Source organism: Nonomuraea sp. NPDC052116 (assembly GCF_040680035.1).
GTDB lineage: Bacteria > Actinomycetota > Actinomycetes > Streptosporangiales > Streptosporangiaceae > Nonomuraea > Nonomuraea angiospora_A.
The window spans coordinates 230,060-250,918 of record NZ_JBFAWA010000003.1; the positions used below are offsets into that span (position 1 = coordinate 230,060).

The window sequence follows — 20,859 nt, forward strand, 5'->3', positions numbered from 1 at the left end:
GCTCGGGTTCGCGGGTGAGCCTACAACCAGGAGGCGTGGTCTCGGTGGGATCTTTCGTGCATCTCCACGTGCATACGGAATACAGCATGCTCGACGGCGCGGCCAAGGTCGGGCTGTTGATGGATGAGGTCTCCCGGCAGGGGATGCCCGCGGTGGCGATGAGCGACCACGGGAACGTGCACGGGGCATATGAGTTCTACCAGGCGGCGCGCAAGACGGGGATCAAGCCGATCATCGGCATCGAGAGCTACGTCGCCCCGCTCTCGCGGCGCCACCGGCAGCCGGTGTACTACAGCGACAACCTCGCGCTGCGCCGCTCCAACGACGAGACCGGCGAGGGCGGCGACGTCTCCGGGCGCGGCCTGTACACGCACATGACGATGTGGGCGACCGGGGCGCAGGGCCTGCGGAATCTGTTCCGGCTGCAGTCGCGGGCCTGGCTGGAAGGCCACGTCCAGAAATATCCGCGCATGGATGACGAATTGCTCGCCGAGTACGGCCAGGGCATCGTCGCCACGACCGGCTGCCCGTCCGGCGAGGTGCAGACCAGGCTGCGGCTCGGCCAGTACGCCCAGGCCGTCGAGGCGGCGGCCCGCTATCGCGACATCTTCGGCAGGGACCACTATTTCCTGGAGCTGATGGATCACGGCCTGGCCATCGAGCGCCGGGTCCGCGAGGAGCTGCTCAAGCTCGGCAAGGAGCTCGGCCTGCCGCCCCTGGCCACCAACGACTCGCACTACGTCACCGAGAACCAGGCCCCGGCGCACGACGCGCTGCTGTGCGTGGGCACCGGCAAGCGGCTGGCCGACGCCGACCGGTTCCGGTTCGGCGGCAGCGGCTACTACGTCAAGTCCGCCGCCGAGATGCGCGCGCTGTGGGACGCCGAGGTGCCGGGGGCCTGCGACAACACGCTGCTGATCGCCGAGCGGGTGGGCGACTACGGCGAGGTGTTCGCCCACCGGGACCTGACGCCGCGCTTCCCCGTGCCCGAGGACGAGAGCGAGGCCAGCTGGCTGCGCAAGGAGACCCTCGAGGGCGCCCGCCGCCGCTACGGGCGGCCGTCGCAGGAGGTGCTGGACCGCATCGACTACGAGCTGTCGGTCATCGAGGCCATGGGCTTCCCCGGCTACTTCCTGGTGGTGGCCGACATCTGCCGCCACGCCCGGGAGCGCGGCATCGGCCTGGGCCCCGGCCGCGGCTCGGCCACGGGGTCGATCGTCGCGTACTGCACGGGGATCACCCAGCTCGACCCGATCGAGCACAGACTCATCTTCGAACGCTTCCTCAACCCCGAGCGCATCTCCATGCCGGACGTCGACCTCGACTTCGACGACCGGCGGCGCGACGAGATGATCGACTATGTCACCCGCAAGTACGGCGACGACCGCGTCTGCCAGATCGTCACCTTCGGCACCATCAAGGCCAAGGCCGCCGTCAAGGACTCCTGCCGCGTGCTGGGCCTGCCGTACGCCTTGGGCGACCGCATCACCAAGGCGTTCCCGGCGGCGGTCGGCGGCAAGGAGATCCCGCTGGCCGCCGTCCACGACAAGGGTCACCCCCGGCACGGCGAGGCAGCCGAGCTGCGCCAGATGTACGAGCAGGACCCCGACGTCAAACGCGTGCTCGACACCGCGGCCGGCATCGAGGGCCTCACCCGCGGCACCGGCATCCACGCCGCCGGCGTGATCCTGTCCAGCGAGCCCCTGATCGACGTGATCCCGCTGGTCAAGCCCAAGGCCGGCGGCCCGATCGTGACCGGCTTCCCCTTCACCCAGGCCGAGGACATGGGCCTGCTGAAGATGGACTTCCTCGGCCTGCGCAACCTCACCGTCATCGGCGACGCGATCGCCAACGTCCGGGCCAACAAGGGCGTCGACATCGACATCCTCGACATCCCCATCGACGACGCCACCACGTACCGGCTGCTGGCGCGCGGCGACACGCTCGGCGTCTTCCAGCTGGACGGCGGCGGCATGCGGGTCCTGCTGAAACTCATGCAGCCCACCGCGTTCACCGACATCGCCGCGGTGAACGCGCTGTACCGGCCCGGGCCGATGGAGATGAACGCCCACACCAACTACGCCCTACGCAAGACCGGCAAGCAGCCGGTCGAGCCGATCCACCCCGAGCTCGAGGAGGCCCTGGAGCCCATCCTGGGCGACACCTACCACCTGGTCGTCTTCCAGGAGCAGGTCATGGCCATCGCCCAGCAGCTGGCCGGCTACTCCCTCGGCGCCGCCGACATGCTGCGCCGGGCCATGGGCAAGAAGAAGAAAGAGGTCCTGGACGCCGAATGGGACCGCTTCTCCGCCGGCATGAGCGGCCGCGGCTTCTCCGCCGAGGCGATCAAGGCGGTCTGGGACGTCCTCGTCCCCTTCAGCGGCTACGGTTTCAACAAGTCCCACACCGCCGGGTACGGCCTGGTCTCCTACTGGACCGCCTACCTCAAGGCCAACCACCCCCAGGAGTACCTGGCCGCGCTGCTCACCTCCGTCGGCGACGACAAGGACAAGATGGCCGTCTACCTGTCGGACTGTCGCCGCCTGGGCATCAAGGTGCTGCCCCCGGACGTCAACGCCAGCCGGCTGGACTTCGCCGCCGTCGGGTCCGACATCCGCTTCGGCCTGGGCGCCGTACGCAACGTCGGGGCCGGCGTCGTGGACGCCATCGTCGCCGCCCGCGAGGCCCAGGGCCCCTACGTCGACTTCAACGACTTCCTCGGCAAGGTCCCGACGGCCGTCTGCAACAAGCGCGTCATCGAGTCGCTGGCCAAGGCCGGCGCGTTCGACAGCCTGGGGCATCACCGCAAGGCCCTGGTCGCCGTCCACGAACAGGCCGTCGACTCGATCATCGACGTCAAGCGGAACGAGGCCCGCGGCCAGGACTCGCTGTTCGGGGAGCCGAGCCAGAGCGGCGCCTTCTCCATCGCGATCCCCGAGGGCGAGTGGGACGGCGTCACCCTGCTGGCCTTCGAGCGCGAGATGCTCGGCCTGTACGTCTCCAGCCACCCGCTCGACGGCGCCGAACGCGTCCTGGACGCCAACCGCGACACCACCCTCGCCGACCTGCTGGCCTCCGGGCGGCAGGACGGGGCGACCCGCATCAGCGGCATCGTCTCCGGCCTGCAGCGCAAGGTCACCAAGCAGGGCAGCCCGTGGGCGATCGTCACCCTCGAGGACCACGACGCCGCCATGGAGGTGCTCGTCTTCCCCAAGACCTACACCCTGTACGGCGAGGCGCTGGCCCAGGACCGCGTGATCTCCGTGCGGGGCCGGATCAACGTCCGCGACGAGACGATGAGCGTGTACGGCGAGGAGATCGCCCTCCTCGACGTCTCCCGGGCGGACACCGAGCCTCCCGTGGTGATCTCGATCCAGGAGACCCAGCTGAGCCCGCGGCTCGTCCAGGAGTTCAAGCACATCCTGATCACCCATCCCGGCCGCGCGCCCGTACACGTGCGCCTGCACCGCCCCGGCGCCAGGAGCGTACTGCTGAACCTCCAGCCGTTCCGGGTCACCGCCGAACCGGCGCTCTACGGCGACGTCAAGGCGCTGCTGGGCGCGGACGCGATCGGCGGGGCATGACCGGCGACCCGCCCTGCCCCCGGTGCCGCACCGACAGCGTCCTCGCCGAGCTGCGCCTGCCGCTCACCTGGACGAACGCCTCGGGGAACGAGGTCCGGGGCGTCAGCGAGGTCCTGCTGTGCGCCCGCTGCGACGCCGGCGATCCCGTCGCCGGGCCGATCGTCGCGTACTTCGCGATGCACGGATCCGTGCGGCCGGAGCACACCGCCGAGCTGGCGCGGGCGCTGCGCCACTGGGCCGATCGGGCCCGGCTCCCGCGCCCGGACGAGACCGAAGCCTCCTACCGCGGCGACCTGTGAGCAGCCTTATCGGGCGGCGTCGGCGTACTGCGCCACGCCCTCGCCGAACGACCAGTCGAGCAGCGAGTTCTCGCTGACCGTGACGAAGACGTTGCGCGGCTCGGTGCCCGCGTACTCCTCCGCGAGCTCGGCGATCCTGCGGTAGAGGGCCTGCTTCTGGTCGGCGGTGCGCCCCGCGCGCATGGTGACGGCCACGAACACGAGGTCGTCGTCCCGGCGGATGCCGAGGTAGCCGTCGTCGTAGCGGAACGTGCCCCGCGCGCCGTCATGGCTGGTGAGCACCTGGAACAGGTCGTCCTTCGGGATGCCGATGGCCTCCACCAGGGCGTCGTGCACGGCCCGGCCCAGGGCCTCCAGCCGCTGCGGGTCCGCACGGAGCGCGTCGATCCGAACAAAGGGCATGGGTTCCTTCTTTCACAGCGATTCGATCAGCGGCTGGTCGCCGGTGAGCAGGTAACTGGCCACGAACGTGGCCGGCTCGGTGGCGGAGAGGTTGTCGAAGCGGCGGACGGTCGCGCCGGCGGGCTCGAAGAAGGCGCTCCCGGCGCTGAGCTCCCGCGCGGGGTGCCCGTCGAGCTCGTACACGATCCGGCCCGCGGTGACGTAACCGGCGACGCCGCCGGGGTGGGTGTGCGGGCCGCTCGCCGCCCCCGGCGGCAGGGTGACCCGGTGCGTCTCCACCCGGTCGATCCGCCCGGGCCGGCCGGCCAGGTCGCCGGTCACCAGGTGCTCGCGGCTGATGGCGCTCATAGGAATGCTCCCTTCACGTGTTCCCTTCACCGGGCATGTCCGGCGAGCAGGCCGAGCGCGCCGTCGACGGCCTGCGCGTACACCTCCGCGTCGGCGGCGGCGCGGGCCAGCACATATCCGCCCTGCAGCACCGCGACCAGCGCGGTGGCGGTGGCCGCCGGGTCGGGCCCGGCGGCGAGCTCGCCGCCGGCCTGCGCTTCCGCGAGGACGGCGGAGAGCCGGGTCCGCAGCCAGGAGAAGGTCTCCTCGACCGGACGGCGCAGCTCGGGATCGGCCATCACGTCCGGGTCCTGGGTCAGCCGGCCGACCGGGCAGCCCCGCAGCGCGTCGCGCTCCCGGCTCAGGTAGGCGGTGATCCGCTGGAGCGGGGTGCCGGGGCCGGACAGCTCCGCCTCCGCGCGTCCGCGCATGTCGTCGGCGGTCCGGGCGATCGCGGCCAGCGCCAGGTCGGGCTTGCCGCGGAAGTGGTGGTACATGCTGCCCTGGCCCGCCCCGGACCGCTGCTGGATCGCCTTCGGCGAGGTGCCCACGTAGCCGCGCTCCCACAGCAACTCGCGGGTGCTCTCGATCAACCGTTCCCTCATGTCCACGCCACGAGCGTACATACTAGTAGGTACAGAGGGCAACTAAGTCGTGACGACGATCTTGCCGAACTGGGTGTTCGACTCCATGTGCCGGTGCGCCGCCACGATCTCCTCCAGCGGGAACAGGCGGTCCACCACCGCGCGGAAGGCCCCGGTACGCAGCCCCGAGGCGACGAACGCCGCGGCGCGGCGCATCCGCCGCGGATCCCGGGTGATCTCATGCACCGTGTACGTGCGCATATTCAGCGCCGGCATGCCCAGGTCGAACCCCGGATAGGGCGTCGGCTGCCCGCTCTGCGCACCCCACAGGAACAGCGTCCCGTCGGCCGCCACGGCTCTGGCCAGCTCCGTCACGCCCGGTCCGGCGACGGCGTCGAAGACGTACTCGGCGCCCCGGCCGCCGGTCAGCGCCAGGATGCGGCCCGCCACGTCCTCCTCGTCCGAGACGATCACCTCGGCCGCGCCCTCCTCGATGAGCCGCCGTCTCTTGGCATCGGTGCGGGTGACGGCGATCGGCGTGGCGCCCAGGCGGCCGGCCGTGCGGATCGCGGCCAGGCCGACGCCGCTGGAGGCCGCGTTCACCACCGCCACGTCGCCCGCCCGCATGCCGCCGACCTCCACCATCGCGCCGTAGGCCGTCAGGTAGGGCATCCACACCGCCGCGCCGGAGACCGCGTCCACCCTGTCGGGGCGCGGCACGAGCGAGCTCGCCGGCGCGATCGCCCGTTCGGCGTACATGCCGTAGTCGTTGTAGGAGAAGTTCGGCACGACGCTGACCGCCTGGCCCTCCTCGAACCCGGCCACCTCCGGGCCGACCGCCTCGATCACACCCGCGGCCTCGGAGCCGAGCCCGGCCGGGAACCGCTTGACCGGCTCGATGTACCGGCCGCTCCGGAACAGCGCCTCCGCCCGGTTGACCCCGATCGCGTCCACCCGGATCCGCACCTCGCCCGGCCCCGGCTCGCCTGGCTCCAGATCCTCCAGCCGCATCACCTCGGGCCCGCCGACCTCGTGGAACCGCACAGTCCTCGCCATGGCAACGTCCTTCTCTCTCAGCTCGAACGCGGCTCACTGTAGAGAGAAGTACGATCGTCGTCAAACTTCGATGTATGTCGTACTATTGGCCCATGGGACGTACACCACCTCACCCCGAGGTGTCGCAGTTCGGCCTCCAGCAGGTGCTGGAGGCCCTCGTCGATCCGGTACGCCGGAGCATCGTCACGCAGCTCGACGCCTCCGGCGAGGACATCAAGTGCGGCGACTTCGACATACCGGTCAGCAAGTCCACCGCCACCCACCACTTCAACGTGCTGCGCGAGGCGGGCCTGATCCGGCAGTACTACGTCGGGACCGCCCGGATGAACACCCTGCGCCGGGACGAGGTGGACGAGGCGTTCCCCGGCCTCCTCGCCGCCCTCACCACCCCCCAGGCCCGCGCGGCCCAGCCTCTCGCCGGCTGACCCCGGCTTCAGAAGCCGATGCGCTCCGGCGCCTGGGCGACAGGTCCGAACACGAAGCCCAGGGCGGTGCGCAGTTCGCCGATCGTCTCGGGTGGCAGTTCGAGGCGGGCCTCGAAGGTCGTCTCGGTGCCCACGGCGTCGGCGGCCTCGGGCGTCAGCTCGAACCGGAGCGCCGTCTCATCCAGGGTGATGGAGCGCACGCCCTCGCTGGTGCCGCGGGTGCCGGGCCGGATCACCCAGTAGGCCTCCTCGTAGCCCATCACGTAGAGGTGCTCGGACTCGTCGTCGCCGGCCGACTCCGCCAGGAAGACCACGCGCTGGCGATGCTCGTCGCGCCGGCCGAAGTCGCGGCAGGTCATGGCCGCGGCCGGGACGTAGGCGACGTCCCCGTGGATCGGGGGCGGAGGCGGCGGGCGGCGGCCGGAGTCGTCGCCGCCCCATGTGGTGTAGCGGCGGTCGTAGTGTTCGCCGTACGTCGTGGGCATGCCGATCGGCGCGGCGGTCGGCAGCGCGGCCAGCAGCCAGCCGGGCGACTCCGTGCGGGGGAACGTGGTCAGCTCCGCCAGCGCCGCCGGCGCGGGCACGTCCTCGAACGGCGGCGCGGAGGAGTCGACGCGCCCGGTGTAGCCCCGGCCGCCGGCCCGGAACGCCAGCTCGCAGGTGAACCAGGTGCCGGAATCGGCCTGGTAGGAGAGCTCGCGCAGGCGCTGGAACGGCTCGTCCAACCCCTCCGCGGCGATCTCGCGGCCGTCGCGGGTGAGCGTGGTCCGCGCGTACGAGCCGACCTGGGCGCGGCGGACCTCCAGCCGCGTCCAGCCCGGCTCGGCGGCGGCGCGGGCGAGGTCTCCGATCTCCAACCGCAGGGCGTGGCCCTCGTCGTGCCGGGTCCGCCATTGCTTGTTCTTTCGGAATCGTCTGGCCGCCATGGTCATCCTTCCTGGCCGTTGTCGCCGGTGAGCAGGTCGTGCAGCCGTCGGGTCTCGCGCAGCAGGCCGCTGCCGCCCCTGCGGGCGGCCATGGCGCGTACCTCGGGGATCTCGCCGCGCGCCCCGGACCACTCGGCCGCCGCGGCGGCGAGGAAGACGAAGCCGGCCAGGCCGTTGCGGGGGCGCTCGCCCGGCGCGGGCAGCAGGGCGGGCAGGGCGGTGGCGGCGATCCGCCACACGTACGCGTGGGCCCCGCGCCGGGCCGCGGCGTCCAGCGGGGCGATCATGTCGATCATCCGGACCTCGCCGCTCGCCACGAGGAGCCCGACCTGGCGACCGACCTCCTCCGCGGGCAGTTCGCCACGCGCGGCGGTCTCCAGCAGGACGTCGACCGACTCGGGCATCCGCGGGTCGCCCAGGACCCGGGCCAGGACGACCGCGAACGCCGCCCCGACCGGCCCCTCCGCGCGGGCGAGCTCGCGGGCCTGCTCCGGCCCGACGGTGTCGTGCACCCAGTAGCGCCTGAGTGCGTGCGGCATGAGGTACGCGGCGGCGGCCTCGCGATGGGAGGGCAGCGTCGAGGTCCACCATTCGCGGTGCTCGCCACTGCCAGAGTGCTCGGGGACGCTGAGCATCAGGTCGACCAGCGGCAGCCCGGTGGGCGCGACGGTGGCCGACGGCACCAGGCGTATGTCGTGACTGTGGCTCCGATCGTGCCAGTCGTGGCCTTCGCCTTCGCCGTCGCACCGCCACTCGAGCTCGATCGCGATCTCCGGGCAGGTCCAGCCGGCGACGATCCGGCCCGCGCCGGACGTCAGGCGCGCGGCCCGCCGCATGGCCTCGGGATCCGGGGTGCGCGGCAGGCGCAGCAGCGCCTGCTGGAGGTCGGCGGCCAGCGGCTTGGCCCCGGCCGCCTCGATCACCTCCAGCCGCCGGACGAGCTCGGCCGCCGCCACGTGCCCGGTGCTGTGCGTGGGCGTGGCCAGCAGCAGCGGCGGGAGGGTGTCCTCCTCGACGGCCCGCAGGATCTCGGCCGCGCGATGCAGCAGGAGCCGGAGCGGGGCGGCCAGCCGGGTCTTCGGCATGTAGCGCGTCCAGGCACTCCGGACGGCCGCGGTCCCGGCCAGCGAATGCGTGGCGCCGTCGAACCACTGGCCGACCCGCTCCCAGGTCTCCTCGCGGTACGTCCAGCCGGGCCCGCCGATCAGCCGGGGGCGCAGCTCCGCCACCATGCCCGCCCGGTCGCGGCCGGCGAGCGCGACGAACCCGGCGAGCAGCCGTTCCCAGGCCTGCCAGGAGCGGGGCACCTCCGTCATCAGCTCCTCGATGGACTCGATCGGGGCCGGGAAGGCGTGGACGCGTTCGGGCGCCGCGGGCAGCGGCGGCGGCACGAACGCGGGCTCGGCCTCGGCGACGCTGCCGCCCGCGAAGGCGGCGGAGGCCCGCAGGCCGAGGTGGGGCGGGAGCAGCTCGATCGCCTCGCGTACGGTGGCGCGACCCTCCTCGGTCATGCGGCCGGCATGGGCGACGGCCAGCTCGACGGCCTTCTCCTGCAGCTCGGCCGAGTCGGCGGCGAACGCGCTGGCCAGCGGCGCGGCGACCAGGCCGGCCAGCTCGGGCGCGCGCCGCACGGAACGGTCGAGCCACGACATCCCGGCGCGCACCAGCTTGCGCTCGGGGCGGAACAGCAGCGACTCCCACGCCTCGACCAGGTCGTCGGCGGTGAGCTCGCCGCAGGAGCGCAGGCGCTTCAGGGCCAGCTCGGCGACCGGGCCCGGGGAGGCGGGCAGCAGGCGCAGGTAGTCGCGGGCGCGGGCGGCGGCCTCGGCGGGCGAGGGATCCAGCGCCTCGTGCAGGCGTACGAAGAAGCGCAGGTCGATGGGCGTGCCGCCGAGCAGGAAGCGGCGTACGCAGCCGTCGATCAGCGCCTCGCGCCTGACCCGGCCCGACGCGGCCACCTCCAGCAGCGCCCGCAGCCAGCCCTCCTGCGGCGACCGCTCCCACTGGAGCACCCGGCCGACCCCCTGGGCCTCGAACAGGCGCGGCAGCAGGTGGTCGAGCAGCGGGTCGTCGGACAGCGACGGCTCACGGCCCACCCAGCCGGCCACCAGCGGCTCGTGCGGCGGCGGCTCGATGCCGGTCTCGCGGAGCAGGGCCAGCGCGAGCCCCATGCCGCGGTCGTCGGGCACGCGCAGGCGCAGCACCAGCCGCTCGGCCAGGTCGGCGCGCCAGGCGGCGGGCCGGTCGGCGAGCACCGCCAGGACGAGGCCGACGTCGGCGTCGGGGCCGTCCCACTGCGGCGCGAAGTCGCGCCGGTAGAGCCAGGACGCCACGGCCGCCGCCCCGCCGAAGGTGGCCGCGCCCGCCACCCGCAAGGCGCTCCCGTAGGCGACCAGGCCGTCGTCCCACCGGTCGAACCGGACCCGCAGCTCCTTCAGCAGCTCCGGCAATCGGGCGGCGACCTCCTTGCGCCCCTGCTCGTCCAGCGCCTTGACCTGCTCGGCGAGCCGGTCGGCCTGGCGTGCGACGATCAGCTTCTCGATCTCTCCGCAGTGATCCACAGCGGGGACATTAACCACCGCCGCCGACACTTTTGGCCACACTATTAAATCAGTCGCTTGACTTACGTATCCCCCCCTGGTTGGCTGGCGGAAGGGGTCCACTCGGGGAGGTCATGGTGGGTCAAGGATGCGGTGAGAGCCGCGCCTTCGAGCCGCGGGGACCGTACGGTCCGGCTCGGCGGCGACCATGACGGTGCGGGCCGAGCGGGCCTGCGCGACCCGCGAGCAGATCCTGACGGCGGCCGAGCGGCTGTTCGCCGAGCACGGGGTGTTCGCCGTCTCCAACCGGCAGGTCAGCGAGGCCGCCGGGCAGGGCAACAACGCCGCCGTCGGCTACCACTTCGGCACGAAGACCGACCTGGTACGCGCGATCGTGCGCAAGCACATCGAGCGGATCGAGCGCGTCCGCCGCCGCATGCTGGCCGAGACGGCCGGGTCCGGCGAGGTACGCGACTGGGTGGCGTGCCTGGTGCGCCCGGTCACCGAGTATCTGGCCGAGATGGGCAACCCCACGTGGTTCGCCCGGTTCGGCGCGCAGGTGATGACCGACCCCGTCCTGCGCGACATCATGATCGACGACGCGCTGAGCTCCCCCACGCTCGTCGAGATCCTCGGCGAGCTGAAGCGGTGCCTGCCCGAGCTGCCGCCCGACGTGCGGGCCGAGCGCAGGGACATGACGAGCCACCTCATGGCGCACGTGTGCGCCGAGCGCGAACGCGCGCTGGCCGAGGACACGCCCACGCCCCGGGCCGACTGGCACGACACGGCGACCGGGCTGATCGACGCGACCGTCGGGCTGTGGACAGCACCTGTCACAGCACCCATCATGGGGCCCGGCGGCCGGACCACCTCACGCAAAGGAAGCCGGCGATGACCGAGATCCACGAGTTTCCCATGGCCAGAGCGGCGAGCTGCCCGTTCGACCCGCCGCCGCCCCTGCGCGACCTGCAGAAGGAGGGGCCGCTGGCCAAGGTCAGGTTGTGGGACGGCAGCACCCCGTGGCTGGTGACCACGTACGCCGAGCAGCGGGCGCTGCTGGCCGACCCCAGGGTCAGCGCCGACGTCACCCGCCCCGGCTACCCGATCCAGGCGCCCCGCATCGGCGCCGGCGGCACGATCAGCTTCATCATGATGGACGACCCCGAGCACTCCCGGCTGCGGCGGATGGTGCAGGCCCAGTTCACCGTCAGGCGGACGGAGTCCCTGCGCCCGGCCGTGCAGAAGATCGTGGACGACCTGATCGACGGCCTGCTGGCCGGCCCGAATCCGGTGGACCTGGTGGAGGCGTTCGCGCTGCCGGTGCCCTCGCTGGTGATCTGCGCGCTGCTCGGCGTGCCGTACGCCGACCACGACTTCTTCCAGGAGAACAGCAAGACCGTCATCAGGCGCAGCACGCCGCCCGAGGAGCGGGCCGCCGCCGGCGCGAGGCTGTTCGAGTACCTGGACTCCCTGATGGGCGAGAAGCTCGCCGACCCGGCGGACGACCTGCTGTCGAAGCTGGCCGAGCGGGTCAGGGCCGGCGAGATGACCCGGCAGGAGGCCGCCCAGATGGGCGTGCTGCTGCTGATCGCCGGGCACGAGACCACCGCCAACATGATCGCCCTGGGCACGCTCGCCCTCCTGCGGCACCCGGGCCAGCTCGCCCTCCTGCGCCACAACGACGACCCACGGCTGGTCGCCAGCGCGGTGGAGGAGCTGCTGCGCTACCTCAACATCACCCACAGCGGGCGCCGCCGGGTCGCGCTGGCGGACATCGAGATCGGCGGCCAGGTCATCCGCGCGGGCGAGGGGATGATCATGGCCAACGACATCGCCAACCGCGACCCCGCGATCTTCCCCGACCCCGACGAGCTGGACATCCGCCGTGACGCCCGCCGTCACGTGGCCTTCGGCTTCGGCGTCCACCAGTGCCTGGGCCAGCCGCTGGCGCGGATGGAGCTTCAGGTCGCCTACAGCACGCTCTACCGGCGGATCCCGTCCCTGCGCCTGGCGGCGGACCTGGAACAGATCCCCTTCAAGCACGACGGCCAGGTCTACGGCGTCTACGAGCTCCCCGTCACCTGGTGACCCGCCGGCACCTGCTCAGCGGCAGAAGGGCGCCATGCCCATGACGGACTTCACGCCGCCGAGCAGGTGCTGCACGAAGTACTGGTCGCCGTCGAGCGGCTCGTCGGTCCACGCCTTGACGTCGTGGCCGAGGGTGGTGAGCCAGGCCCTGCCGCCGTCGTAGTACTGGCACCAGCTGACCGGATGGTCGCCGCCGTGGCCGGGATGGCCGAGGTTGCCGCGCACGCCGCGGGCCAGCGTGCTCTCGTCCACCTTGGCCAGGACGCGGACGCGCGTGGGGAACGGGACGAGGTTGTACCACTCGTCGGTGAAGGCCCAGCGCTGCGGCAGCCCCTGGGTGGAGGCGTCGCGCCGGTCGGCGGTGACGACGGTGCCCGGCTGGTTGGCGGCGTGGTCATAGAAGTTGGCGTTGCCGAGCAGCCCTTCGTACCAGGGCCAGTTGTACTCGGTGCCGAAGGCGTTGTGCACGCCGACGAACCCGCCGCCGGCCCGGATGTACTGACGCAGCGCGGTCTGCGCGGCGTCGTCGAGGGTGTCCCGGGTGGTGCTGAGGAACATCACCGCGTTGTACGGCAGCAGCCGCCCCGCCGAGGACAGCTGGGCGACGTCCTCGGTGTAGTCGACGGCGAAGCCGTTGTCCTGGCCCAGCTTGAGCACGGCCTTGATCGCGACGTTGTCGTCGTTGAGCGGCGGGTTGAGCCCGGGGCCGAGCGGGGTGCCGAGGTGGGCGTGGCGGGGGCCGGCGGTGCGGCTGTAGACGAGCAGCCGGTAGCCCTTGGCGGGGTCGAAGTTGCCCCAGTCGTGGTAGCAGCGCGGGTCGGTGCCGCGGCAGACGCCGTAGTCGGGGTCGCCGAGGTTCTGCGCCCCCTCGCGTGCGGCGGCGGAGCCGGGAGCGGTGGCGGTGAGCAGGAGTGCCGCCGCGCCGGTGAGGGCGGCGATCGACAGTCTGGTACGCATGGGCACCTCATGCCTCGATCCACTAGACGGATCGTATGGTCCACTAAGAGGTTCGAGCGTAACCACGGCCCGGCACGAGAACAAGCTCTTGCCTTCACGATCGGCCGAGGCTTATGGTGCGTCCGTCATATGGATCAATAGGTCCATGTAGCGGACCGCTGAAGGTGTGTGGTGCCAGTGGAACGACGTAACTTCCTCCTCGGCGCGGCCGCGGCGCTGACCACCGCCGCCACGGTCGCGGAACCCGCCACGGCCGCCACGGAACGCCAGCCCGCCTCCCTCGGCGTCGCCGGCAAGGACTTCCCCAAGGTCTGCGGCAACCTGGGCAACCACAACCACTCCCCGCTCAAGCAGATCACCGCCCGGAACCTGAGCCGCCTGGGCGGCGCCTGGCACGTCAACCTCGAGGGCGGCAGCACCGCCGCGCACCAGCAGAGCACCTGCGTCGTCGAGAACGGCGTCCTGTACGTGCAGACCACGCAGCAGAACGTCTTCGCCGTGGACGGCCGGACCGGCGCGATCAAGTGGAAGACCAACCTCGGCACCAGGCAGACCAACATGCGCGGCGTCGCCCTCGGCGAGGGCCTGGTCTTCTCCACCTCGGGCGCCAACATCGTCTACGCCTTGAAGAAGGACACCGGCCAGGTCGCCTGGCAGCGCCGGCTCATCACCGACGACGAGGGCGGCGGCGACACCGGCGGCTGCGACCCGCAGAACGGCCAGTGCGGCGGCCTGACCGGCACCCTGGCCGGCGCGGTCGTCTACCACGACGGGCTGATCTACGTCGGCATGCAGGGCAGCACCGGCGGCGCGCGCGGCCGGGCGTACGCGCTCAAGGCCGCCACCGGCGAGGTCGCCTGGACCTTCTGGGCGTGCCCCGGCGAGGGCCAGTTCGGCAACGACACCTGGGAGGGCGAGTCCTGGAAGACCGGCGGCGCGGTGCCGTGGATCCACCCGGCCGTCGACCCGGAGCTGGGCCTGGTCTACTGGACGTTCGGCGGCTCCTACCCGCGCCTGGACGGCTCCGGCCGGGGCGGCGACAACCTGTTCGCCAACTCGATCGTGGCCATCGGGGCCAAGACCGGCAAGCGCAGGTGGCACTTCCAGTCGGTGCACCACGACATCTGGGACCTGGACAACGTCATGGCGCCCGTGCTCGTGGACATCAAGGTCAAGGGCAGACTGCGCAGGGCCGTCGTCTACGGCAGCAAGGCCGGCATGTTCTACCTCCTCGACCGGGAGAGCGGCGAGCCGCTGCACGGCGTGGAGGAACGCCCCGTGCCGCAGGACCCCCGGCAGAAGACCGCGCCGACGCAGCCCTTCCCCGGCGGCGAGCCGTTCATCACGCAGGCGCCCGAGTTCGGCAAGGCGACCAGGCCGGTGCCGTTCTACGCCTGGGGCGGCCTCTACACGCCGCACTGGGACCGGGCCACGATCATCTTCCCGGGCGCGGGCGGCGGCGCGGACTGGGCGCACCTGTCGTACAACCCGCACACGGGCTGGATCTACGTCGGGTACGGGCTGATCAACTCCGGCTTCTCCAACACCCACGACGGCCGGGTCAACACCTCGCGCCCGCTGGGCGAGTACTTCGCGGGCGGCATCGCGGCCGTGGACCCGCGTACCAACGAGCCGGTGTGGACCCTCGACCGCGAGTGGTCGCTGGCGCACGGCAACGGCATCCTGACCACCGGCGGCCGGGTGATGTTCCAGGGCGGGCCCGACGGGCTGCTGCACGCCATGGACGACACCGACGGCCGGATCCTGTGGAGCTTCCAGTGCGGCGCCGGCGTGCACACCAGCCCGATCAGCTACGAGATCGACGGCGAGCAGTATCTCGCGGTCCTGGCCGGCGGCAACGGGCTGCCGTATCCGGACATCCCGCGCGGCGACCACCTGTGGGCGTTCAAGCTGGGCGGCAAGGTGGCCCCGGCGGCCACGCCCACGCCGCCCAGGAAGCGCAACGACATCAGGGCGGCGGTCGTGGCCGGCACCACCGTCACGCTCGGCCGGATCTGGGACGCCGCGAACCAGCGGCCCGGCGCGACCGAGAACACCGTCGCCCAGAACGCCATGTCACCCCAGCACCTGCGGGTGCCGAAGGGCACGACGGTCACCTTCGTCAACCCGGCCGACAACAAGTCCGCGCACGCCGCCGTGTCGTTCTTCGAGTACGAGTTCGACAGCGGCGTGCTGATGCCCGGCCAGTCCTTCACCCACACGTTCGACACGGCGGGCGAGTACTTCTACAACGACGCGATCTTCCCGCAGAACACCGGCAAGATCGTCGTCTACTGACGGCGCTCAGGCGAGGGGGTGGTCGAAGCCGCGTTCGGACATGCGCTTGGCCACCTCCCGCAGGTCCGCCGCGAACTCCGCGACGCGGTCGTCGCCGAAGCGCACCGTCGGGCCGCTGAGCGTCAGCGCCGCCACGGTCGCCCCCGAGCCGCTCGTCACGGGCACGGCGACCGCCGACAGGCCGGGCTCGCGCTCGCCGTGGCTGACCGCGTAGCCGTCGCGCGCCGCCTGGTCGATCCACTCCCGCAGGGTGGCCGTGTGGGACTCGCCGTACGGGGAGGAGCGGGCGACCCGGGACAGCAGCCGCTCGGGGGCGTCCTTGAGCAGGATCTTCGAGGAGGCCCCCGCCCACAGCGGCAGCTCGTCGCCGACCCGTACGACGTGGCGCAGCGGCTGCGGGCTCTCCTGCTGGGCGATGCAGACGCGGTGGACGTCGCGCAGCACGTACAGGTTGACGGTCTCCCGCTGCCGCGCGCCGAGCTCGCGCATGAGCTGGACGGTCTCCGGCGGCAGCTCCCACGCCGTGCGGGCCAGGTGCGCCCACCGCCACAGGGCGGGGCCGGCCGCGTAGCCCTTCGGCGTGCTCCACAGCAGCCCCATGTGCTCCAGGGTCTGCAGCAGCCGCAGCGCCGTCGTCTTGGCCAGCCCCGTCTCCTCGACGACCTCGCGGATGGTCAGCGTCCGCCGCTCCTCGGTGAGCAGCGACAGGATGTCGAACGCCCGCTGGACGCTGCGCACGCCGCCGCTCTCACCGGACTCTGCGGGAAGGTTCGAAGGCACGGGTCCTCACTTGTGGGTAGAAGGTGAACCTGCTGCCCACCTTCTCATGCGGTCCGCAGGCTAACATCCGGTCCGCTTGATGGTCCATATGATCCGCTATGTGGTTCAGGGTCTTGCCAGAACCCGTACCGTCCTCATACCTTGAGGCCATCCACAGTGCGGTTCATGAGAACCGCTTAGCGGATCCATGGAGCCGCCATGAACGCAATCCACGACACCGGCTGCCTGGTCGCCGGCCAGTGGCTCACCGAAGGACCGCGGGCCGAGCGCGTCGGCCCCTACGTCCGCCAGGTCGTCAGCCGGGCCAGAACGGCGCAGGCCGACGACATCACCACAGCTCTCGGCTACGCCCGGCGCTCGGCCAGGACGATCGCGCGGCTGGCCCCGGCCACCCGCGCGGACATCCTGGAGCGCGCCGCCGCCGCGCTCACCGATCGCGGCGAGGAGTTCGCCGGCCTCCTGGCGCTCGAACTGGGCAAACCGCTCAAGGACGGGCGCGGCGAGGTGCTGCGGGTGGCCGACACCCTGTCCGTCGCGGCGGCCGAGGCCAGGCGGATCGGCGGCGAGGTGCTGCCGGTGGCGGGCTGGGCGCGCGGGGTCGGCAACACCGCCCTCACCCAGCGCGCCCCGGCGGGCCCGGTGCTGGCGATCACGCCGTTCAACGCGCCCGCGAACCTGCTGGCCCACAAGCTCGCCGCCTCCTTCGCCGCCGGCAACACCACCATCGTCAAGCCGCCGCCGCAGGCCCCGGCCGTCTCCACGGCGCTGGTCGAGCTGCTGCTCGACGCCGGCATGCCGGTCGAGGCCGTACAGGTCCTGCACGGCGGCGGCGAGGTGGGCGCGCGGCTGTGCGCGGCGCCGGAGATCGCCGTGGTGAGCTTCACCGGCGGCGTCGCGGCCGGGCACGCCGTCGCCCACGCCGCCGGGCCGAAGCGGGTGCTGCTCGAACTCGGCGGCAACGCCGCGACCATCGTGTGCGAGGACGCCGACGTCGCCGAGGCGGCCCGGGTCTGCGCCCGCACCGGCTACAGCAACTCCGGCCAGAGCTGCATCTCGGTGCAGCGCGTCTACGTCCAGCGCTCCCGCTTCGAGGACTTCGCCGACGCCCTGACCGGCGAGGTGAAGGCCCTGGCCGTGGGCGACCCCCTCGACCCGGCGACCGACGTGGGCTCGATGGTGGACGACGCCGCGGCCGAGCGCGTGGTCCGCTGGAGCGCCGAGGCCGCCGGGGCGGGCGCCCGCATCACCGCGGGCGGCGGTCGCGACGGGGCGGTGATGGCGCCCACCGTCGTGGTCGCGCCGCCCCGCGACGCGCGGGTGGTCAGGGAGGAGGTGTTCGGCGCGCTGGTGGCCGTGCTCCCGTACGACGGCTTCGACGAGGTGATCGAGGAGTGCAACCGCAGCTCGTACGGTCTGCAGGCCGGGATCTTCACCCACGACGTGCGCCGCATCCTCACCGCCTGGCGGGAGCTGGAGGTCGGCGGCCTGATCGTCAACGGCTCCTCCAACTTCCGCCTCGACCACGTCCCGTTCGGCGGCGTGAAGGACTCCGGCATCGGCCGCGAGTCGCCCCGCTGGATGATCGAGGACTTCACCGTGACCAAGACCCTCATGCTCAAGGGGCTGACGATCTGGGGAGATCAATGACCACCGCCGCCCACGCGCTCGTCGCGCAGCTGGAGGAGCTCGGCGTCGAGTACGTCTTCGGCACCTGCGGGCACACCAACATCGCGGTGCTCGACGCGCTGGCCGACAGCCCCATCCGCTTCGTCATCGCCCGCCACGAGCAGGCCGCCGCGCACGCCGCCGACGGCTACGCCCGCGCCGGCGGCAAGCCCGGCGTGCTGCTCGTGCACGTCGGGCCCGGCCTGACCAACGCCGCCACCGGCGTCATGACCGCCGCGCTCGACTCGGTGCCCCTCATCGTGATCTCCGGCGACATCCCCTCCTACTACCGGGGCCGCCACCCGCACCAGGAGATCAATCTGCACGCCGACGGCGACCAGGCGTCGGTCTTCCGCCCCTTCGTCAAGCGGGCCTGGAACGTGCACCGTGCCCAGGACCTGGGCCGGGCCGTGGAGCGGGCCTTCTGGACGGCGTTGTCGGGACGGCCGGGCGCCACGCTCGTCAACGTGCCGATGGACGTCTTCTCCCGGCCCGCGGCGCCGTACCCGCCGATCAGCCACGCGGCACCGCCCGACCTGCCCGAGGCCAGCGCCGAGCTGATCGCCGCGACGCTGGCGGCGGCCGAGCGACCGCTCGTCTACATCGGCGGGGGCCTGCGCGAGGATGCCGACGCGCTGATCGCGCTTGCCGAGCATCTCGACATCCCCATCGCGCACTCGCTCATGGCCAAGGGCACCGTGCCCGACGCCCACCCGCTCGTGCTGGGCATGCCCGGCTTCTGGGGGCTGGAGCTGACGAACGCGTACGCCAGGGAGGCCGACGTCGTGCTCGCCCTGGCCACCCGCTTCGCCGAGACCGACGCCAGCTCCTGGGACCCCCGCTTCACCTGGGACTTCTCTGCCGGCAGCACGCTGATCCAGATCGACATCGACCCGGCCGAGCTCGGCCGCAACTACCCGGTGGCGATCGGCGCGGTCGCCGACGTGGGGCTCGCGGTCAGGGCGCTGGCCGAGGCCGCCAAGGCCCATCCCCCGGCCGAGAGGCCGGAGCTGAGGGAGAAGATCCGCGAGGCCAGGTCCGGGCTGTTCGCCGCGAGCAGGGAGCGCGGCCGGAGCGAGGACTTCCCGCTGCGGCCCGAACGCATCCTGGCGGACCTGCGCGAGGCGATCCCCGCCGACGCGGTGCTGGTCACCGACGTGGGCTGGAACAAGAACGGCGTCGCCCAGTGCTACGAGCTGCCGCCGCAGGGGCGGTTCGTCACCCCCGGCGGCGCCTCCACCATGGGGTTCGGCCCGGCCGCGGCCGTGGGCGTGCAGCTGGCCAGGCCGGAGCGGACGGTGGTCGCGCTCATCGGCGACGGCGGCATGAGCGCGCAGCTGCCCGCCGTGCCGCTCGCGGTCGAGCAGGGCGCCCCCGTGATCTTCGTCGTGATGAACAACAGGTCGCACGGGACCATCTCGGACCTGCAGGCGGCCCACTTCGGCCGCAGCCACGGCTGCGACTTCACCGACCCGGCCGGGCGGCCCTACAGCCCGGACTTCGCCGCGCTCGCTGTCGCGTGCGGCGCCGACGGCCACACCGTCACCACGCCCGCCGAGTTCGGCGCGGCCCTGCGCGCGGCCGTCGCGAACCGGCGTCCCGCGGTCATCGACGTCCCGATGGTGAACGAACCGGTGCCGACACCCGGCCACTGGAACATACGAGACATCTATCAGGGGATGTTCTCCGACTGAAACCGTTGCGCGTTCGATATTTCCTCCGCTTCCGTGCGGCGCTATAACGAACGTACTAGTCCGTGAATTAACTCTCTCACCTACCCCCAGAGGTGAATCGTGAGATTTCCGATCGTCGCGGCCGCGTTCATCCTGCTCGCCGCCTGTGCCCCGCCCGGACAGTCGAACCAGTCAGGCGCCGGCGCCACCGGTCCCATCAAGATCGCGAACGTCGACGCCCAGAGCGGGCAGCTCAGCTCGCTCGGCCAGTGGGAGCACAAGGGTGTGAAGCTGGCCATCGACGAGGCCAACAAGGCCGGCGGCGTCAACGGGCGGCAGATCCAGCTCGACCTGTTCGACAGCCAGGGCGACCCGACCGTCGGCACCAACCTGGCCAGGAAGATCGCCGGCGAGGGCTACATCGCCATGCTCGGCACCGCCGAGAGCGCGGTCACCCTGGCCATGGCGCCCATCCTCAAGGACGCCAAGATCCCGAACATCACCTCGGGCCAGTCGCCCAAGCTCGCCGAGCTGAAGAGCCCGTTCCTCTTCCTCAACGCGCCGACCAGCGTCACCTTCGACGAGACGCTCGCCAAGTACCTGGTCGACGAGAAGGGGCAGAAGAAGATCGCGCTGATCAGCAACAACGGCGCCTACGGCAGCGGCGAGCACGACGCCTTCCTCAACGCCCTCAGGACCAGGAGCGTCACCCCGCTGGCCGACGAGGTCGTCACCCCCGACCAGAAGGACTTCAACGCCAACCTCGCCAAGATCCGCGAGAAGGACCCGGAGGTGCTGTTCATCGGCGCCGAGGAGGTCCAGTCGGGGCTGATCGCCAAACAGGCCCGCGAGCTGGGACTCAAGGCCGTCTTCGCCGGCGGCGCCCCGATGGGCACCGACGTGTACGCCACCACGGCCGGGCTGAAGAACGCCGAGGGCTCGATCGTCAGCTCGCCCTACCTGAGCAACGACGCCGGCGACGCCATCAAGGCGTTCGCCGCCAAGTACAAGGCCGCCTACAACGAGGAGGCCCGGATGCACGTCGCCAAGGCGTACGACGGCGCGTCGATCCTCATCGAGGCGCTCAAGCAGACCAAGGGCGAGGGCGGGCAGAAGCTGGCCGACGCCATCCGCGGCGTCAAGCGCGCCGGGCTGCTGGGCGACTACGACTACGACGCCAACGGCGTCGGCATCCACACCACCAAGATCGGCCTGGTCAAGGACGGCAAGGTCGTGCCCGAGGCCGCGAGCTGAC

At 72.0% G+C, this 20,859-nt stretch carries 17 protein-coding genes; 9 read left to right on the top strand and 8 right to left on the bottom strand.

The window, feature by feature from the left end; genetic code table 11:
• The first annotated feature begins 44 nt into the window (after window positions 1-44).
• Window positions 45-3,584 (top strand): DNA polymerase III subunit alpha, encoded by a 3,540-nt coding sequence (gene dnaE / locus AB0L65_RS06665; protein ID WP_364241166.1) that lies wholly within the window; start codon window positions 45-47, stop codon window positions 3,582-3,584.
• Window positions 3,581-3,883 carry a DUF6300 family protein gene (locus AB0L65_RS06670; protein ID WP_364241169.1) on the top strand — a complete coding sequence of 101 codons (303 nt, stop codon included), beginning with the start codon at window positions 3,581-3,583 and terminating at the stop codon, window positions 3,881-3,883. The genes dnaE and AB0L65_RS06670 overlap by 4 nt, the downstream gene beginning before the upstream one ends.
• Before the next feature lie 6 nt (window positions 3,884-3,889).
• On the opposite strand, the gene AB0L65_RS06675 is transcribed toward AB0L65_RS06670, so the two are convergent.
• Genes AB0L65_RS06675 through AB0L65_RS06690 form a run of 4 tightly spaced genes read right to left on the bottom strand, consistent with a single transcriptional unit; the run spans window position 3,890 to window position 6,252 of the window.
• The gene (locus AB0L65_RS06675) at window positions 3,890-4,285 is read right to left on the bottom strand and encodes a tautomerase family protein (RefSeq protein WP_364241172.1); all 396 of its coding nucleotides are present in this window, start codon (window positions 4,283-4,285) and stop codon (window positions 3,890-3,892) included.
• 12 nt (window positions 4,286-4,297) lie between these two features.
• Window positions 4,298-4,633 carry a cupin domain-containing protein gene (locus tag AB0L65_RS06680; RefSeq protein ID WP_364241174.1) on the bottom strand — a complete coding sequence of 112 codons (336 nt, stop codon included), beginning with the start codon at window positions 4,631-4,633 and terminating at the stop codon, window positions 4,298-4,300.
• 26 nt (window positions 4,634-4,659) lie between these two features.
• Window positions 4,660-5,217 carry a TetR/AcrR family transcriptional regulator gene (locus AB0L65_RS06685; protein ID WP_364241826.1) on the bottom strand — a complete coding sequence of 186 codons (558 nt, stop codon included), beginning with the start codon at window positions 5,215-5,217 and terminating at the stop codon, window positions 4,660-4,662.
• A 42-nt stretch (window positions 5,218-5,259) separates the two neighbouring features.
• Window positions 5,260-6,252: a zinc-dependent alcohol dehydrogenase family protein gene (locus AB0L65_RS06690; RefSeq protein ID WP_364241177.1), complete on the bottom strand. Its 993-nt coding sequence runs from the start codon at window positions 6,250-6,252 to the stop codon at window positions 5,260-5,262.
• A 92-nt stretch (window positions 6,253-6,344) separates the two neighbouring features.
• Here AB0L65_RS06690 and AB0L65_RS06695 point away from each other — a divergent pair, with 92 nt between their 5' ends.
• Complete coding sequence (locus AB0L65_RS06695; protein WP_364241180.1) at window positions 6,345-6,677, top strand: helix-turn-helix transcriptional regulator; 333 nt, start codon at window positions 6,345-6,347, stop codon at window positions 6,675-6,677.
• 8 nt (window positions 6,678-6,685) lie between these two features.
• Here AB0L65_RS06695 and AB0L65_RS06700 read toward each other — a convergent pair whose 3' ends face one another.
• Together AB0L65_RS06700 and AB0L65_RS06705 are read right to left on the bottom strand one after the other, a co-directional pair.
• A complete protein-coding gene (locus AB0L65_RS06700; RefSeq protein ID WP_364241182.1) occupies window positions 6,686-7,603 on the bottom strand; it encodes a hypothetical protein in 918 nt (305 codons plus the stop codon).
• A 2-nt stretch (window positions 7,604-7,605) separates the two neighbouring features.
• The gene (locus AB0L65_RS06705) at window positions 7,606-10,164 is read right to left on the bottom strand and encodes a DUF6493 family protein (protein ID WP_364241184.1); all 2,559 of its coding nucleotides are present in this window, start codon (window positions 10,162-10,164) and stop codon (window positions 7,606-7,608) included.
• 187 nt (window positions 10,165-10,351) lie between these two features.
• On the opposite strand from AB0L65_RS06705, the gene AB0L65_RS06710 reads away from it, so the two are divergent.
• Window positions 10,352-11,038, top strand: coding sequence for a TetR family transcriptional regulator (locus AB0L65_RS06710; protein ID WP_363969036.1), 687 nt, complete (start codon window positions 10,352-10,354; stop codon window positions 11,036-11,038).
• Entirely contained in the window at window positions 11,035-12,231 is a 1,197-nt protein-coding gene (locus AB0L65_RS06715; RefSeq protein WP_364241187.1) for a cytochrome P450, read from the top strand. The genes AB0L65_RS06710 and AB0L65_RS06715 overlap by 4 nt, the downstream gene beginning before the upstream one ends.
• 15 nt (window positions 12,232-12,246) lie before the next feature.
• On the opposite strand, the gene AB0L65_RS06720 is transcribed toward AB0L65_RS06715, so the two are convergent.
• A complete protein-coding gene (locus AB0L65_RS06720; protein ID WP_364241189.1) occupies window positions 12,247-13,188 on the bottom strand; it encodes a ThuA domain-containing protein in 942 nt (313 codons plus the stop codon).
• Window positions 13,189-13,365: 177 nt separating this feature from the next.
• On the opposite strand from AB0L65_RS06720, the gene AB0L65_RS06725 reads away from it, so the two are divergent.
• A complete protein-coding gene (locus AB0L65_RS06725) occupies window positions 13,366-15,486 on the top strand; it encodes a PQQ-binding-like beta-propeller repeat protein (RefSeq protein WP_364241192.1) in 2,121 nt (706 codons plus the stop codon).
• Window positions 15,487-15,492: 6 nt separating this feature from the next.
• On the opposite strand, the gene AB0L65_RS06730 is transcribed toward AB0L65_RS06725, so the two are convergent.
• Entirely contained in the window at window positions 15,493-16,266 is a 774-nt protein-coding gene (locus AB0L65_RS06730) for an IclR family transcriptional regulator (protein WP_363968514.1), read from the bottom strand.
• Window positions 16,267-16,464: 198 nt separating this feature from the next.
• Between AB0L65_RS06730 and AB0L65_RS06735 the strand changes: the two genes are divergently transcribed.
• The 3 genes from AB0L65_RS06735 (at window position 16,465) to AB0L65_RS06745 (ending at window position 20,858) form a co-directional block, all read left to right on the top strand.
• Window positions 16,465-17,913, top strand: coding sequence for an aldehyde dehydrogenase family protein (locus AB0L65_RS06735; RefSeq protein ID WP_364241195.1), 1,449 nt, complete (start codon window positions 16,465-16,467; stop codon window positions 17,911-17,913).
• Window positions 17,910-19,625: a thiamine pyrophosphate-binding protein gene (locus tag AB0L65_RS06740; RefSeq protein ID WP_364241197.1), complete on the top strand. Its 1,716-nt coding sequence runs from the start codon at window positions 17,910-17,912 to the stop codon at window positions 19,623-19,625. The genes AB0L65_RS06735 and AB0L65_RS06740 overlap by 4 nt, the downstream gene beginning before the upstream one ends.
• A gap of 99 nt (window positions 19,626-19,724) precedes the next feature.
• Window positions 19,725-20,858, top strand: a complete 1,134-nt coding sequence (locus AB0L65_RS06745; protein WP_364241200.1) for an ABC transporter substrate-binding protein — start codon at window positions 19,725-19,727, stop codon at window positions 20,856-20,858.
• Window position 20,859 lies beyond the last annotated feature (1 nt).

Coding starts and splice junctions, on each gene's coding strand:
- AB0L65_RS06670 (WP_364241169.1), top strand. CDS start 3,581: ATGACCGGCGACCCGCCCTGCCCCCGGTGCCGCACCGACAGCGTCCTC.
- AB0L65_RS06675 (WP_364241172.1), bottom strand. CDS start 4,285: ATGCCCTTTGTTCGGATCGACGCGCTCCGTGCGGACCCGCAGCGGCTG.
- AB0L65_RS06680 (WP_364241174.1), bottom strand. CDS start 4,633: ATGAGCGCCATCAGCCGCGAGCACCTGGTGACCGGCGACCTGGCCGGC.
- AB0L65_RS06685 (WP_364241826.1), bottom strand. CDS start 5,217: ATGAGGGAACGGTTGATCGAGAGCACCCGCGAGTTGCTGTGGGAGCGC.
- AB0L65_RS06690 (WP_364241177.1), bottom strand. CDS start 6,252: ATGGCGAGGACTGTGCGGTTCCACGAGGTCGGCGGGCCCGAGGTGATG.
- AB0L65_RS06695 (WP_364241180.1), top strand. CDS start 6,345: ATGGGACGTACACCACCTCACCCCGAGGTGTCGCAGTTCGGCCTCCAG.
- AB0L65_RS06700 (WP_364241182.1), bottom strand. CDS start 7,603: ATGGCGGCCAGACGATTCCGAAAGAACAAGCAATGGCGGACCCGGCAC.
- AB0L65_RS06710 (WP_363969036.1), top strand. CDS start 10,352: ATGACGGTGCGGGCCGAGCGGGCCTGCGCGACCCGCGAGCAGATCCTG.
- AB0L65_RS06715 (WP_364241187.1), top strand. CDS start 11,035: ATGACCGAGATCCACGAGTTTCCCATGGCCAGAGCGGCGAGCTGCCCG.
- AB0L65_RS06720 (WP_364241189.1), bottom strand. CDS start 13,188: ATGCGTACCAGACTGTCGATCGCCGCCCTCACCGGCGCGGCGGCACTC.
- AB0L65_RS06735 (WP_364241195.1), top strand. CDS start 16,465: ATGAACGCAATCCACGACACCGGCTGCCTGGTCGCCGGCCAGTGGCTC.
- AB0L65_RS06740 (WP_364241197.1), top strand. CDS start 17,910: ATGACCACCGCCGCCCACGCGCTCGTCGCGCAGCTGGAGGAGCTCGGC.